The following is a 15,524-nucleotide window of genomic DNA, read 5'->3' as shown; positions in this document are numbered from 1 at the left end:
GACACACCTGACACACCAAGGGGGAACCACCATGGGCAGCGGAAGCTGGTCCACCAACGTCTACGACGCCGCCTCGCGCTACCGCGCCGCCAGCGGCACCGGCGCCTTCGCCTACAGCGACCGCGTCACCTCGTCCGCCCCGCGCGGTTCCTGGACCGCGCACCCCTCGCTCGACCCCAAGGACATCGGCGTCCGCGAGAGCCGGGACTCCGACGAGCACCCCACCTCGCTCGCCATCTCCGTCCTGTTCGACGTCACCGGCTCCATGCGCACCGTCCCGCAGGTCCTGCAGACCAAGCTCCCCGAGCTCTTCGGCCTGCTCCTGCGCAAGGGCTACACCGAGCACCCGCAGATCCTGTTCGGCGCGGTCGGCGACGCCACCTGCGACCGGGTCCCGCTGCAGCTCGGGCAGTTCGAGTCGGACAACCGCATGGACGACGACCTCGGCAACATCCTGCTCGAGGGCGGTGGCGGCGGCCAGATGACCGAGTCCTACGAGCTCGCCCTGTACGCGATGGCCCGGCACACCTCGATCGACTGCCACGAGAAGCGCGGCCGCCGCGGCTACCTCTTCCTGATCGGCGACGAGCTGCCCTACGGCAAGGTCAAGGCCCGTGAGGTGCGCGAGGTCATCGGGGACGACCTCGCCGAGGACATCCCCGTCACGCGGATCGTCGCCGAGCTCAAGCAGAGGTTCGACGTCTACTACATCCTCCCGGCGGGCTCGTCCTACGTCGGCAACACCGAGGTCCTCGGCACCTGGCGGGGGCTCCTCGGCCAGAACGTCATCGAGCTCGACGACCTCGACGCCGTCTGCGAGACCATCGCCCTCACCATCGGGCTCGGCGAGGAGGCCATCGACCTCGCCGAGGGCCTCGACGACCTCGCCGACCTCGGCTCCACCGCCGCGGGCACCGTGGGCAAGGCACTCGCCGCCCTCGACCGAGACCGCGCGGCCGTCGCGGTGACTGACACGCCCCTGATCGACGGCGACGGCGGCGCCACCGGCGCAGGCCCCGGCGACGGTCCCGCCACCGGCACCACCCGCCTGTAGGCACCTCCCGGAGGACCCCGTGCACACCATCGTCGTCGACCTCGGCTACGGCGACGCCGGCAAGGGCACCGTCGTGGACCGGCTCTGCGCGAGCGGGCCGGTCCGCGCGGTCGTCCGCTTCAACGGCGGAGCCCAAGCGGCGCACAACGTCGTCACCACCGACGGACGCCACCACACCTTCGCCCAGTTCGGCTCCGGCACCCTCCAGGGCGTCCCCACCCACCTGTCCCGCTCCATGCTGGTGGACCCGCTCGCGCTGGCCGCCGAGGCCGACCACCTCGCCGCCCTCGGGGTCCCCGCGCCGTACGCGCTGCTCAACGTCGACCGCGAGGCGCGCCTGACGACGCCGTACCACGCCGCCGCCAACCGGCTGCGGGAGCAGGCCCGGGGCGCGGCCCGCCACGGTTCGTGCGGCATCGGCATCGGCGAGACCGCCGCCTACGCCCTCGCCCACCCCGGGGACGCCCCCACCGCGGGGGACTGCGCCTCACGCCCCCGGCTGTTGCGCAAGCTCCGCCTGCTGCGCGATCGCCTGGCGGACGAGTTCGGGCGACGGCTGCCCGCACCCCCGCCCGAGGACTGCGCCGACGCCTTCACGGCCTTCGCCCGTGCCGTCACCCTCACCGCGGACGGCCACCTCGCCCGCGTCCTGCGCGAGGGCGCCGTCGTCCTGGAGGGCGCCCAGGGCGTGCTCCTGGACGAGTGGCACGGCTTCCACCCGTACACCACCTGGTCCACGACCACGTTCGAGGGCGCCGAGGCCCTGCTGACGGAGGCCGGGCAGGAGGCCCGCCGGCTCGGCGTCGTACGGACGTACACCACCCGGCACGGCCCCGGACCGCACGTCACCGAGGACCGGGAGCTCGCCCCCCTGCTGCCCGAACCGCACAACGGTGACGGCCGCTGGCAGGGCGCGTTCCGCACCGGCCACTTCGACGCCGTCGCCCACCGCTACGCCGTCGACGTCTGCGGGGGCGTGGACGCCCTCGCCGTCACCCACCTCGACGCCCCGCGCCGCGTCCCGTGGCTGCGGCTGGTCCGCGCGTACGACACCGGCGAGACGCGGCTGCCCACCGGCCCGCCCGGGGACCTGGCCCGCCAGGCCGCCCTCACCGAACGCCTGCTGAAGGCCCGTCCGGCCCGCTGGGACGTGCCGGGCCCCGACCCGGCCGCCTGGACCGAGGCGGTCGGCGAGGCCCTGGGCGCTCCGGTCGTGCTGGAGTCCCACGGCCCGACGGCCGCCGACAAGCGGGAGGTTCAGCGCAGGATCCCGGCCTGCCGCGCGGCCGTGATCCAGGAGGGGAACTCCGAGAGGAGCCGGTCGTAGAGCTCCGCGTCGGGCACGGTGGCGATGTCGTCCACGGCGAAGAACCCGACGTTGTCCACGCGCCGGCCCGGCAGGGTGTCGAAACGCTCCAGCACCCCGTAGTTGGCCCGGCCCAGACCGACGAACTGCCAGAACACCGGTTCCTCCACCGCCTCCCGCAACTGCTGCTCGATCTGGGCGTTGCGGTAGACGCCCCCGTCGGAGAAGAACAGCACGAGCGTCGGCACCGCCGTCGGGTAGGCCCGCACGAACCCCCGGACCTCGGCGATGACCTTCTGCTCCTCGTTCTGGATGCCGACGAACCGCATGTCGACCTGCCCCGGCGCGAGCCCGTGCCGGGGCTTCTTCGGGCGGCCGAACAGGCTCAGCTCCCCGACCCGGACGTGCAGCCGCAGCCACAGCGGGAGCTCCGCGATCCGCAGGTCCGGCAGGCGCGCCGGGTGCGAGGCGAAGGTCCATGCCTGCATGTCGCCGTCGTCGTCCAGTTGCGCCGCGACCGCCGCCATGCGCTCGACCACGTCGGCGACGACCCCGCGGGCGTACAGGCCGCTCATCGAGCCCGAGGCGTCCAGGACGAGGATCACGCGCGCCACGACGCCCGCCGCCCCGTGTTTGCGCAGGCTGACGGCGACCTGCTCCTTGCGCAGGCTCAGCCGTTCGCGCATGTCGGGCGGCAGTTGCTCCTCGCCCTTGGTGAGCCGTGGGGGCGGCTGGGGCTGCGGCTGGGGCTGGGGCTGGGGAGCCGACGGGTAGGGGAACGGCGGCGGGGGAGGGGGCGGGGGCACCGTCACGGGCAACGCGGGCCGTGGGTACTGGGGTTGGGGCTGGACGGGCGGCGGAGCCTGAGCTGCGACGGGTGCCGCGGGCGGCTGCGGCACCTCGACGGTGATCCCGAAGTCCGTGGCCAGCCCGGCCAGTCCGGAGTTCCAGCCCTGACCGACGGCACGGAACTTCCAGACCCCGCTGCGCCGGTACAGCTCGCCGCCCAGGAACGCCGTCTCCGTGGTCGCCTGCATGTCGAACCGCGCGATCTCGGCCCCGTTGCGGGCGTCCAGCAAACGCAGCCGCAACCCCGGAACCTGCCCGAAGGTGCCGCCGTCCGCCGAGGCGCACAGCACGATCCGCTCGACCGCCGGCTCGACCCGGGCCAGGTCGACGTCGAGCGCGTCCGAGGCCTGCCCGGGGCCCGCCGCCTGCTTGCCGGCGTGCCGCACGGCGCCGGAGGCGTGCGCGGGCTGGTTGTAGAAGACGAAGTCGGCGTCCGAACGGACCCGTCCGTCGCCGGTCAGCAGCAGCGCCGAGGCGTCGACGTCGGGCACGCCGGGACCCGCGGTCCAGTCGAGCACGGCCCGGACGGCGGGCACGGGAACCGGCAGATTGGCGCCTTTTCCGAGGGATTCGGGTGTCACGGACGCCAGTGTGCCCCCTCACCCACCGCGACGGACAGGGCTCCGCACGACCCTCGTGCCCGCGCGGCCGTGCCGGCCCGGCCGGCTCCCCGCACACCGTCCGCTACAGTCCGCGCGTGACCACTCGTCAGAAGGACAGCCACTGCTCCTACTGCGGTACGGAGTTCGCCCCCGGCGCGGGATGGCCGCGCACCTGCGCCGCCTGTGGTGGCGTCGCGTACCGCAATCCGCTCCCCGTCGCCATTGCGCTGCTCCCGGTCCGCACCGGTGACGGCACCGGCCTGGCCGTCATCCGCCGGTCCATCGAGCCGCGGCGCGGACTGCTTGCCCTTCCCGGCGGTTTCGTGGACCTCGGCGAGACGTGGCAGGAGGCCGTGGTCCGCGAACTCGACGAGGAGACCGGCATCAAGGCCGCCGCCGCCGACGTACGGCTCGCGGACGCCCTCAGCGGCGACACCGGGCACCTGCTGGTCTTCGGCCTCCTGCCGGAGCGCGCCGCCGAGGAGCTCCCGCCCGCCGTCGCCACCGACGAGACCGACGGCCGGGAGATCCTCCTCGCCCCCGCGGAGCTGGCGTTCCCGCTGCACACCGAGGCGGTCCGCAACTGGTTCGGCGGCCGCTACTGAACCGCCGCTACTGAGCCGCCGCCACCGAACCCGCCGCTACTGAGCCGCCGCACTGAACCCGCCGCCACCGAACCGGCCTACCGGACGGCGGTACCGCGCACCCGCACCCGGTACCCCACGTCGTCACCCTCCTCGCGCACGACGACCACCTCACCGTCCACCACCCGTGAGGTGAAGCGCTCCACGCGCGGGTCCGCCCAGCCGTCCCCGGCGTCCGTCACCAAGGTGCCGCCCCCGCCGCGCCCGGGCGGCGGCGCCCACACCTCCAGGGCCACCGTGCCGTCCTCCTCCGCCACCGGCACGACGGCGCCGGCCCTCGCCAGCACCGGGACGCGCTCCAAGGGTGCGGGCAACAGCACCTGCCCGGGCCCCTGGTACGCCTCCCCGGTAGCGGTGTCGTACCACAGGCCCCGGGGCAGCCGCACCGCCCGTTCCGTCGCCCCTCGTTCCATCACCGGCGCCACCAGCAGTGCGTCGCCCAGCAGGAAGGCGTCCGAGCAGGCACGGAGCTTGCGGTCCTCCGGATCGCCCCACCACAGCGGCCGCACATAGGGCGCGCCCGAACTCCGCGTGATGTGCGCCAGCGTGTACAGGTACGGCATGAGCCGCTCGCGCTCGCGCATCGCCGCGCCGGCCGCCGCCAGCACCTGCGGCCCGAACTCCCACGGCTCGCGGTGCCCGGCGTCGATCGCCGAGTGCGTGCGGAAGAACGGGAAGTACGCGGCCATCTGGAACCAGCGCAGGTACAGCTCCGGCGACGGGCTCCCGGTGAAGCCGCCGACGTCCGGCCCCGAGTAGGGCACCCCGCACAGGCCCAGCCCCAGCACCAGTGCCAGCGAGGAGCGCAGCCCGGGCCAGCCGGTCGACACGTCGCCCGACCACGTGCCGCCGTACCGCTGCATGCCCGCCCACCCGGAGCGGGAGAACAGGAACGGCCGGGAGCCGGGGCGCAGTTCGCGCAGCCCCTCGTGGCCGGCCCGGGCCATGGCCAGCGCGTACACGTTGTGCGCCTCGCGGTGGTCGCCGCCGCGGCCCTCCAGGGCGTGCCGGGCGGATCGGGGCAGGGTGGTGTCCCCGAACGCCGCGAAGGAGACCGGCTCGTTCATGTCGTGCCACACCCCGGCGAAGCCCTGCGTGAGGCGTTCGGCGTAGAGGCCGCCCCACCACTTGCGCACCCGCGGGTCGGTGAAGTCCGGGAAGACCGCGTCGCCCGGCCACACCACCCCGTGCACCGTGCGGCCCTGCGCGTCCCGTACGAAGGCGTCGGCGGCCGCGCCGCTGTCGTGGACGGGGTTGCCCGGTTCCAGCTTCACCGCCGGGTCGACGATCGACACCAGGCGCACCCCCTGCCCCCGCAGCTCCTCGGCGAGCGCGGGCAGGTCGGGGAAGCGTTCCCGGTCGACGGTGAAGACCCGGTGGCCGTCGTAGTGGTCGATGTCCAGGTGCAGCGCCGACAGCGGCAGTTCGCGCTCCCGGTAGCCCGCCGCGACCCGCCGCACCTCCGCCGCCGTGCCGAAGCCCCAGCGGGAGTGCTGGTACCCCAGCGCCCAGCGCGGCGGCAGGGCCGGCCGGCCGGTCAGCGCCGTCCAGGAGGACAGGATCCGTGCGGGTGTGCCGGGGATCACCCAGTAGCGCAGCGGGCCGCCGTCCATCCGCGTCTCGCAGCCGCCCGGGCGGTCGTGGCCGGAGCCCGCGCCCTCCTCGCCCTCGCGCAGGGTGACCCGGCCGTCCCAGGTGTTGTCGTGGAAGACCAGGTGGCTGCCCGCGTCGGCGACGACCAGCTGCAGCGGCATGGTGATGTAGAGGGGATCGGTCTCCGGCTCGAAGGCGCCGCCGGGGTCGGTGTTCCACAGCCGGTAGGTGCCCTCGCCCAGCCGCGGCCCCGAGGCCCGCCCGCCGAGCCCGAACACGGCCGCGTCCGCGGCCGTCTCCGAGCGCTGCACCCAGCGCGGTTCCGCGCCCTCCGCCCGGTTCACCGGGTCCCACCAGCGCGGCGGCAGGTCGCGCCGCAGCAGCACGCCCCCCGGGGTGCGGAACTCCACCGCGCCGTGCCGGGAGACCAGCACCGTGATCCGCTCCGACACCACCCGCCAGCCGTCCTTGTCGGGCTCGATGACGGCCCGTGTGTCGGCGTCGGGGCAGCCGCCGTCCAGCGCGTACGAGGGCTCGGGCTCGGCACCGTCCCAGCCGCAGAACACCGCGCCGCCCGTCGCGACCCGCACCCGCAGGGTCGAGCGGGCGAAGCGCACCAGCCCGCCGCCCGGCAGCGGGTCCGCGCCCCCGGCGGGACCCGGCACCCGCGCCCGCTCCGGTCCCCGCCGCGGGAGGTCCCGCGCGTCCGTGCGCTGCCGGCGCCATGCCGCGCGCACCGCCCTCAGCCCGTTCGCCGATCCGACCTGCCGTACCTGTCGCACCAGGTCCCGAGCATCCATAAGCCCCACCCTTTCACCGTTCCCGCCCGCCCCGCCGCCGGCCGGCCACCTTCCACCTGGCGGCCGGGCACATGCTCGCACCCCCGAATGTGTGGGGGGTGCCCTGGCGCCGGAGACGATCACGTGGCATCGTCCTGCCCAGCCGCGACCGGGGACATTCCGCCCGGCCGGGGTCCAGCCGCACATCACGCAGCGTCGCGTACCGTCCGGGAGCCGCCCCATGAGCACCACACCTGAGCCCACCGACGACCCGGTGACCGAGCAGCCCCTCTGGCAGCCCGGACCGGACCGGGTATCCGGTGCCCAGGTGACCCGCTTCCAGGCCTGGGCGGCCGAGCACCACGGGGCGCCCGCGCCCGATCCCGCCGACCCCGTCGCCGGCTACCAGGCGCTGCACGCGTGGTCGGTGCGCGAGAGCGAGACCTTCTGGCGGTCCGTCGTCGAGTGGTTCGACGTGCGCTTCTCCACGCCGTACGAGACCGTCCTCGCCGACGCCTCCATGCCCGGCGCGAAGTGGTTCCCCGGGGCCACCCTCAACTACGCCGAGCACGCCCTGCGCCCCGCCGGCGACGCGGCGAGGGCCGGTGAGCCCGCCCTCCTCCACCTCGACGAGCGCCACGAGATCGGCGCCATCGGCTGGGGCGAACTGCGCCGCCAGGTCGCCTCGCTCGCCCACGAGCTGCGCGTCCTCGGCGTCCGCCCCGGCGACCGGGTCAGCGGCTACCTGCCCAACGTCCCCCAGGCCGTGGTCGCCCTGCTGGCCACCGCCGCCGTGGGCGGCGTGTGGACGTCCTGCGCCCCGGACTTCGGCGCGCGCAGCGTGCTGGACCGCTTCCAGCAGGTCGAGCCCGTCGTCCTGTTCACCGTCGACGGCTACCGCTACGGCGGCAAGGAGCACGACCGCACCGACGTCGTCGCCGAGCTGCGCGCCGAACTGCCCTCGCTGCGGGCCGTCGTGCACATCCCGCTGCTGGGCACGCCCGCCCCCGAGGGCGCCCTGGAGTGGGAGTCCCTGGTCTCCGGCGACCCCGAGCCGGTGTACGAGCAGGTCTCCTTCGACCACCCGCTGTGGGTGCTCTACTCCTCCGGTACGACGGGCCTGCCCAAGGCCATCGTCCAGTCCCAGGGCGGCATCCTGCTGGAGCACCTCAAGCAGACCGGCCTGCACCTCGACCTCGGGCCGCGGGACCGTTTCTTCTGGTACACCTCCACCGGCTGGATGATGTGGAACTTCCTCGTCGGCGGCCTGCTCGCGGGCTCCACGATCGTCCTCTACGACGGCAGCCCCGGCTTCCCCGACACCGGCGCCCAGTGGGGCGTGGCCGAGCGCACCGGCACCACCGTCTTCGGCACCTCCGCCGCGTACGTCATCGCCTGCCGCAAGGCCGGCGTCCAGCCCGGCCGCGACCACGACCTGTCGGCGGTCAGCTGCGTGGCCACCACCGGCTCCCCGCTCCCGCCGGACGGCTTCCGCTGGATCCACGACGAGGTCAAGGAGGACCTGTGGATCGCCTCCGTCAGCGGCGGCACCGACGTGTGCAGCTGCTTCGCGGGCGGCGTCCCGACCCTCCCGGTGTACATCGGCGAGCTCCAGGCCCCCTGCCTCGGCACCGACCTGCAGGCCTGGGACCCGTACGGCAAGCCGGTCACCGACGAGGTCGGCGAACTGGTCGTCACCAACCCCATGCCGTCGATGCCGATCCACTTCTGGAACGACCCCGACGGCAGCCGCTACCGGGACAGCTACTTCGAGATGTTCCCCGGCGTCTGGCGGCACGGCGACTGGATCACCCTGACCTCGCGCGGCACCGTCGTCATCCACGGCCGTTCCGACTCCACCCTCAACCGGCAGGGCGTCCGCATGGGCTCCGCCGACATCTACGAGGCCGTCGAACGGCTCCCGGAGATCCGCGAGTCGCTGGTCATCGGTGTCGAACAGGCCGACGGCGGCTACTGGATGCCGCTGTTCGTGCAGCTCGCCGAGGGCGCGGTCCTCGACGACGCCCTGCGCGACAAGGTCAAGCGCACGATCCGCGAACAGCTCTCGCCGCGCCACGTCCCGGACGAGATCATCCCGGTCCCCGGCATCCCGCACACCCTCACCGGCAAGCGCATCGAGGTCCCGGTGAAGAAGCTGCTGCAGGGCACGCCGATGGACAAGGCCGTCAACCCCGGCTCCGTCGACGACGTGCGGCTGCTGCGGTTCTACGAGGACCTGGCCCGCACCCGAGGCTGACCGCCCGCGGGGGGTGCCGCGGGCCCTGCCTCACCCCCCGTAGGTCGCGCCGAACTCGCCGAGGACGCCGGCGAAGTCGGCGGCCAGGGCTGCCGCCTCGGCGGGCCGCAGCCCGGCGGTCGTGATCCGCACCCCGGGCCCCGCCGCGAGCCGGAACCTCGCCCCCGCCGCCACCCACCACCCGCGCGAGCGCAGGCCGTTCACCACCGCCGCCTCGTCCCGCACCGGTACCCACACGTTCAGCCCGCTGGCCCCGTGCGCGGCGATGCCGTGCCCACCGAGCTCCGCGACGAGCGCCTCCCGCCGCTCCGTGTACGCGTCCCGCGCGGCGTCCACCAGCAGCCGCGCCGCCGCGTCCGTCATCAGCCGCGCGGCCATCCCCTGCAGCACATGACTGACCCACCCCGAGGTGAGCAGCAGCCGCCCGTCGTGCCGCGCCAGCGTCGTCGGGTCGCAGGCCAGGGCCGCCCACCGCAGGTCCGTGCCCAGGTACTTGGTGACGGTGCGCACCTGTGCCCAGCGCGGCAGCGCACCCCCCGACGTCAGGCTGTTCAGCGGCACACCGGCGATCTCCGCGGCGTGGTCGTTCTCCACGACGAGCACGTCGGGCGCCTCCTGCAGCACCTCGACCAGCGCGTCCCGTCGCTCGGGCGAGAAGCACCCGCCGTACGGGTTCTGGGAGCGCGGACTGCACACCACCGCACGGGCCCCGGCCCGCAGCGCGTCGCGCAGCGCGTCGGGCCGCATGCCCTCGTCGTCCACCGCGACGGGCACCATCCGCAGCCCCAGCGCGGGCACCAGGTCGAGCAGGTGGTGGTAGCCCGGGTCCTCCATCGCCACGGCGTCGCCCGGCCGCAGTTCGACGGAGAGCAGCCGACCCACGCAGTCGAGGGCGCCGTGCGCGAAGGTCACGTCCCGCGCCGGCACCCCGTCGCGGTCGAACCACGCCCGGGTCAGCGCCTCCAGTTCGGGAAGGCGCGGCGCCGACCGGTGCGAGCACGCCCCGGGCGTCACGCGCACCGACCGCGGCAGCTCCGGGAGGAACGCCGGGTCCGGATGGCCGCCCGCCAGGTCCCGCAGTCCCGCGGGCACCTTCGGCGGCCTCCTGGACGCCACCGCCGGCGCCTCCGCGACGACGGTGCCGCCCCGCCCGCGGGTGACGACGATCCCGCGCCGCCGCAGCTCCTTGTAGGCGGTCGCCACCGTGCCGGGGCTGATCCCCAGACGCTCGGCCAGCGCCCGCACCGGCGGGAGCGCGGCCCCGGGGGGCAACGCCCCTTCGGCCACGCCCCGTTCGACGGACGCGGCAATGCCCTTGGCGGTCGTACCACTGATCGCATATTGTGCTGCCACATTCGCAAGTCTGTATCAATACAAACTTCGGGTCAAGGGGGCAGTACATGCGGATCCCTCGCAGCCGCAGCGACATCGAGGACCTCGTACCGGGCGGCCCCGACGGCCGCCGCATGCTCTGGGTGAGCCTCACCGACAAGGCCGGATCCGGCCTCTGGTACGGCACTTCGGCGCTCTACTACACCTACGTCGCCGGACTCGCCCCGCACGAGATCGGCCTCCTGCTCGGCGTCGCAGGAGCCGTCGGGGTCGCGGGCACCCCCGTCGCGGGCCGCGTCGCCGACCACGTCCCGCTCACCCGACTGCTCCCCGCCGTCCACGCCCTGCGCGCCGCGGCCGCCGTCGGCATCCTGCTCACCGGCGCCTTCTGGCTGCTGCTCCCGATCGCCGCGCTCGGCAGCCTCGGCGACCGCGCCGCCTCCGTCCTCACCAAGCTCTACGCCGCCCGCGTCGCCGGCCCGGACCGCGTCCGCTACCAGGCCCTCCAGCGCACCGTCGTGAACATCGGCTTCGGCATCGGCGGCCTCGCCGCCGCCGTCGCCCTGGCCCTCGGCACCGACACGGCCTACCGCGCCATGCTCATCGGGGACGCCCTGTCCTTCGCCGGCGCCGCCCTGCTCGTCCTGCGCTGCGCCGAACCCCCGTCCGCCGCACGCGTGGTGGCCGGCGCGGGCACCGCCGGCGACGGCGGACCGGCCCTGAGCAAGGCCCCGGCCACCAGCCCCTGGCGCGACCGCGGCTACCTCGCGTACACCGCGACCGAGACCCTGCTGTTCCTCGACGACACGGCGCTCAACGTCGGCCTGCCGCTGTGGATCGCCACCGCGACCGCCGCGCCGCACAGCCTCGTCGCCCTGCTCTTCGTGCTCAACAACGTGCTCGTCGTGCTCTTCCAGGTCCGCCTCAGCCGGCTCGGCGAACAGCCGCGCAGGGCCGCCGCCTCACTGCCGCTGCTCGGCGTCGCCTTCCTCGTCGCGGGAGGCGCCATGGCCCTCTCGGCCACGGACTCGGCGGGCACCGCCGTCGTCGCCCTCGTCGTCGCCGCCACGGCGTTCACCGCCGCCGAGATCGTCCACGCCGCGATCTCCTGGGAACTGTCCCTCGCACTCGCCCCCGGCCGCTCCCAGGGCGCGTACCTCGGCGTCCACGGACTCGCGCAGTCGGCCCAGCGTGCGGCGGGACCGGTCCTGCTCACCTCCGCCGTCATGGCCGCGGGGCCGCTCGGCTGGCTGGGCCTCGGCGCCGGGCTCGCGGCCGTGTCCGTCGGCCAGCGCACCCTCGTACGCCGCCGCCTGGACCGGCTGGACGCCCTGGAACGTCCCGCACCCGCGGCCCCGCGGACCCCCGCCGCTCCGGACGGTACGGTCACTGTCAGTGGCGGCGATTACGGTGGGTGACAGTTGACCGCCGTACCGAGGGGGGAGCCGTCATGGCACACACCAAGCACCGCAAGCAGAGCACCCGCCCCGCCCGCCGCGCCGCGAGGAGCGGCCGCCGCACCCTGCGCCGCGAGTCCCCGACCACCGTCGCCGTCCTCACCGACCCCGCGGACTTCGCCGCCATGCGCGGCTACCGCAGCTTCACCTTCGACGACCACCCGGGCTACCTGCGGCAGGTCGAGGGCCTGCTGCGCTCGCTCTCCTCCCGCGGCGTCCACGTGCGCGTCGGCCCCTTCGACCCGGCCGAGTACGCCGAGTACTGCGCCGACACCGGCCACGAACCCGACAGTTCACGCTCCCGCACGCGCTACGCGGCCGACGTCACCACGTCCGGACCCACCGTCCCCTACACCGGGCAACCCCTGGAACTCCTCGTCACCGAGCTCGAGTACGAGGCCGGCCGCCAGGCCACCTGGGAACGGGCCTCCGGCATCCTGGCCGGCGCCGGGGACTGCGCGGGCTGCGGCGACGACCTCGCCCGCACCTCCTTCGAACGCGCCTCCCAGGCACTGATGCGCCTGCTGGAGGCCGCCGGGCCGGGCCACCACCACCTCGTGTGCAGCGTCCCCGCCGACGGCACCACGCTCCTCGCCGCCCTGCACGCCCGCTGCGACGAACAGGGCATGGTCCACCTCGTGGAGGCCGAGGCCCTGGTCTGCTGCACCGTCCTCGCCGCCGGGTTCGCCGAGGACAGCCCCGGCGGCGTCGTCCTGCGCAGCGGCGCGGGCACCGGGCAGCCCCCACCGGAGCGTCCGGACGAGGTCCGCGGCTGGACCCTGCGCGACGGCTGGCTGCGGCCCCTCACCGAGGCACAGGTCTTCAACGCCTACTGCACCGACGCCGAGTCCGGCGACCCCGTACCCCCGGAGCCCGGCGTCGTCCACCGGCCGGGATTCGTCCTCCCACCACCGGATGACGACGACTGAGCACGGCGCGCGGTACGGCCGTGCACGACCCGGCCCGGAACGCCGAGGGGCGCCCCACCACCGGTGGGACGCCCCTCGGGAGACGGGAAGCGCTCACTCCCCGGACAGCACCGCCTGCGCCGCGCGCCGCGCCTCGTCGGCCGTGTCGGTCGCCCGCGCGGCCGCCGCCGCACGCTCGCACTGCGCCAGCGTGTACTTCGCCAGCGTCGCCCGCACGTAGGGGATCGACGCCGAGCCCATCGACAGGCTGGTCACGCCCAGACCCGTCAGCACACACGCCAGCAGCGGATCGGAGGCCGCCTCACCGCACACACCGCAGCTCTTGCCCTCGGCCCGCGCGGCGTCGGCCGCCGCGGCCACCAGGTCCAGCAGCGCCGGCTGCCACGGATCCTGCAGCCGCGACACCGAACCCACCTGGCGGTCCGCCGCGAAGGTGTACTGCGCCAGGTCGTTCGTCCCCAGCGACAGGAACTCGACCTCCTGCAGGATCGAACGCGCCCGCAGCGCCGCCGACGGGATCTCCACCATCGCGCCGAACTTCGCGTGCAGCCCCGCCTCCCGGCACGCGTCCGCGAACGCCTTGGCGTCGACGCGGTCCGCCACCATGGGCGCCATGACCTCGAGGTACACCGGCAGGCCCTCGGCGGCCAGGGCGAGCGCCCGCAGCTGCGTGTGCAGCACATCGGGGTGCGCGAGCAGCGTCCGCAGACCCCGCACGCCCAGCGCAGGGTTCGGCTCGTCCGCCGGCGTCAGGAACTCCAGCGGCTTGTCGGCCCCCGCGTCCAGCACCCGGACCACGACCCGGCCCTCGGGGAACGCCTCCAGCACCCGCCGGTACGCCTCGACCTGCTTCTCCTGCGACGGCGCGTTCTTCGAGTCGTCCAGGAACAGGAACTCCGTGCGGAACAGGCCCACGCCCTCCGCGCCCGCCTTCACGGCGGCCTCGACGTCCGCGGGCCCGCCGACGTTCGCCAGCAGCGGCACCTTGTGCCCGTCCGAGGTCGCACCGGGGCCGGAGGTCGCGGCGAGCGCCGCCCTGCGCTCCTCCGCGGCCTTCGCCAGCTCGGCCCGCCGGTCCTTGCCCGGGTCGACGTAGATGTCGCCGGTGCTGCCGTCCACGGCGATGACCGTGCCCTCCGCGAGCTCCGTGGCACCCGGTAGCGCCACCACCGCGGGCACCCCCAGCGCACGCGCGAGGATCGCGCTGTGGCTGGTCGGGCCGCCCTCCTCGGTCACGAAACCGAGCACCAGCGAGGGGTCGAGCAGAGCGGTGTCCGCCGGCGCCAGGTCCCGCGCGATCAGCACATACGGCTCGTCGCTGTCCGGGACGCCCGGCATCGGCACCCCGAGCAGCCGCGCCACGATCCGGTTGCGGACGTCGTCCAGGTCGGCGACCCGTCCTGCCAGGTACTCGCCCGCGTTGGCGAGCAGCGCCCGGTAGGAGGCGAAGGCGTCGTACACCGCGCGCTCCGCCGAGCTGCCCACCGCGATGCGGCGCTCCACGTCGGCCATCAGCTCGGGGTCCTGCGCCATCAGCGCCTGGGCCTCCAGCACCGCCTGCGCCTCGCCACCCGCCAGGTTGCCGCGCGCGATGAGGTCGTTGGCCACCGCGTCGACCGCCTGTCGCGCCCGGGCCTGCTCGCGCGGCGCCTCGTCGGCCGGAATCTGCTTGGCCGGGGGCTCGAGAACCGCGGTTCCCATGTGCCGTACCTCGCCGATCGCCACGCCGTGGCTGACACCGACGCCTCGCAGCGTTGTCTCCATCTCACCCGTCTCCGGTTGTCGCGGACGCTGGCGACCGCGTTGCCTGTGTGTTTGCGTCAGGAGTGGCCTTGCCGAAAAGGCTACGTCCAGGAGAAGAGGGTGGCCCCGGTGGTCACCTCTCCGTCCTCGACGAGGCCGGTCAGCGCCTCGGCCGCCGCCTCCAGCGCCACCACCGGGCACACGGGCGACTTGCCGGCGGCCTCGACCGCCGCGGGGTCCCAGCGGACCATCTCCTGGCCGCGCGCCACGGTGTCGCCCTTGTTGACGAGGACCTCGAAGCCCTCGCCGTTGAGCTGCACGGTGTCGATGCCGAGGTGGGTCAGCACCCCGTGCCCGTCCGCGTCCACCACGACGAACGCGTGCGCGTGCAGGGACACGACCACGCCGTCCACCGGGGACACCGCCACCGCCGGCTCGCGCACGGGATCGATCGCCGTGCCGGGCCCCACCATGGCGCCCGAGAACACGGGGTCCGGCACCGCGGCCAGACCGATGACGCGCCCGGTCAGGGGCGACGAGACAGTCGTCATGATGAAGCCTCCCAGCAAGTGGTCCAGACCACTCAGTCTGCCACCCCCTCGGACCGCGGCACACCGCGGCACCGCACGCCACCCCGGATTTGCTCCGACCGGGGCCCTCCAGTACCTTGGGTCAACCCCGCGACGAGAACGCCACGGAGACGTGCGTCCTCTCAGCGGCCGGTAAATCCGACGGAAAGCATCTGCTAAAGTCGGAGAGCGCGAAAGCCGAAAGGCCGGAACGCAAAAGAAGGAAAAGCAGGAGATCCCCGCCGGCGGGAATCGGGCCCGAAAGAGTCTGATAAGCTGGTGACAACGAAGGGAAAGCCCGGAGGGGCCGGTGAGACGGTCTCGAAGGAAGCTTCCGTTCCTTGAGAACTCAACAGCGTGCCAAAAGTCAACGCCAGATATGTTGATACCCCGTCTCCGGGCCATTCGGT

At 74.3% G+C, this 15,524-nt stretch carries 11 protein-coding genes; 6 read left to right on the top strand and 5 right to left on the bottom strand.

Annotation, left to right across the window (positions count from 1 at the left end; genetic code table 11):
• Positions 1 to 31 precede the first annotated feature (31 nt).
• Together ABZ479_RS20730 and ABZ479_RS20725 are read left to right on the top strand one after the other, a co-directional pair.
• Complete coding sequence (locus ABZ479_RS20730) at positions 32 to 1,054, top strand: hypothetical protein (RefSeq protein WP_500462954.1); 1,023 nt, start codon at positions 32 to 34, stop codon at positions 1,052 to 1,054.
• 19 nt (positions 1,055 to 1,073) lie between these two features.
• The gene (locus ABZ479_RS20725) at positions 1,074 to 2,381 is read left to right on the top strand and encodes an adenylosuccinate synthetase (RefSeq protein WP_500462953.1); all 1,308 of its coding nucleotides are present in this window, start codon (positions 1,074 to 1,076) and stop codon (positions 2,379 to 2,381) included.
• Here ABZ479_RS20725 and ABZ479_RS20720 read toward each other — a convergent pair.
• Positions 2,312 to 3,790, bottom strand: coding sequence for a VWA domain-containing protein (locus tag ABZ479_RS20720; RefSeq protein ID WP_500462952.1), 1,479 nt, complete (start codon positions 3,788 to 3,790; stop codon positions 2,312 to 2,314). The two genes, ABZ479_RS20725 and ABZ479_RS20720, sit on opposite strands and share 70 nt — an antisense overlap.
• 116 nt (positions 3,791 to 3,906) lie before the next feature.
• Between ABZ479_RS20720 and ABZ479_RS20715 the strand changes: the two genes are divergently transcribed.
• Positions 3,907 to 4,416: an NUDIX domain-containing protein gene (locus tag ABZ479_RS20715; protein WP_500462951.1), complete on the top strand. Its 510-nt coding sequence runs from the start codon at positions 3,907 to 3,909 to the stop codon at positions 4,414 to 4,416.
• A gap of 77 nt (positions 4,417 to 4,493) precedes the next feature.
• Here the strand turns inward: ABZ479_RS20715 and ABZ479_RS20710 are convergent, their stop codons facing one another.
• A complete protein-coding gene (locus ABZ479_RS20710; RefSeq protein ID WP_500462950.1) occupies positions 4,494 to 6,848 on the bottom strand; it encodes a glycoside hydrolase family 31 protein in 2,355 nt (784 codons plus the stop codon).
• Between the two features lie 220 nt (positions 6,849 to 7,068).
• Here ABZ479_RS20710 and ABZ479_RS20705 point away from each other — a divergent pair, with 220 nt between their 5' ends.
• Positions 7,069 to 9,084 carry an acetoacetate--CoA ligase gene (locus ABZ479_RS20705; protein ID WP_500462949.1) on the top strand — a complete coding sequence of 672 codons (2,016 nt, stop codon included), beginning with the start codon at positions 7,069 to 7,071 and terminating at the stop codon, positions 9,082 to 9,084.
• 30 nt (positions 9,085 to 9,114) lie between these two features.
• Here ABZ479_RS20705 and ABZ479_RS20700 read toward each other — a convergent pair whose 3' ends face one another.
• Entirely contained in the window at positions 9,115 to 10,437 is a 1,323-nt protein-coding gene (locus ABZ479_RS20700; protein ID WP_500462948.1) for an aminotransferase class I/II-fold pyridoxal phosphate-dependent enzyme, read from the bottom strand.
• A 47-nt stretch (positions 10,438 to 10,484) separates the two neighbouring features.
• Here ABZ479_RS20700 and ABZ479_RS20695 point away from each other — a divergent pair, with 47 nt between their 5' ends.
• Positions 10,485 to 11,834 (top strand): MFS transporter, encoded by a 1,350-nt coding sequence (locus ABZ479_RS20695; RefSeq protein WP_500462947.1) that lies wholly within the window; start codon positions 10,485 to 10,487, stop codon positions 11,832 to 11,834.
• A gap of 32 nt (positions 11,835 to 11,866) precedes the next feature.
• Complete coding sequence (locus ABZ479_RS20690) at positions 11,867 to 12,802, top strand: DUF8829 domain-containing protein (protein WP_500462946.1); 936 nt, start codon at positions 11,867 to 11,869, stop codon at positions 12,800 to 12,802.
• A gap of 93 nt (positions 12,803 to 12,895) precedes the next feature.
• Here the strand turns inward: ABZ479_RS20690 and ptsP are convergent, their stop codons facing one another.
• Together ptsP and ABZ479_RS20680 are read right to left on the bottom strand one after the other, a co-directional pair.
• A complete protein-coding gene (ptsP, locus tag ABZ479_RS20685) occupies positions 12,896 to 14,566 on the bottom strand; it encodes a phosphoenolpyruvate--protein phosphotransferase (protein WP_500462945.1) in 1,671 nt (556 codons plus the stop codon).
• Between the two features lie 80 nt (positions 14,567 to 14,646).
• A complete protein-coding gene (locus ABZ479_RS20680; protein ID WP_500462944.1) occupies positions 14,647 to 15,096 on the bottom strand; it encodes a PTS sugar transporter subunit IIA in 450 nt (149 codons plus the stop codon).
• Positions 15,097 to 15,524: the final 428 nt, after the last annotated feature.

It is taken from the genome of Streptomyces sp. NPDC005722, from assembly GCF_040630935.1.
In the GTDB taxonomy this organism is placed as follows: Bacteria; Actinomycetota; Actinomycetes; order Streptomycetales; family Streptomycetaceae; genus Actinacidiphila.
This window is presented reverse-complemented; position numbering and strand designations above follow the sequence as displayed.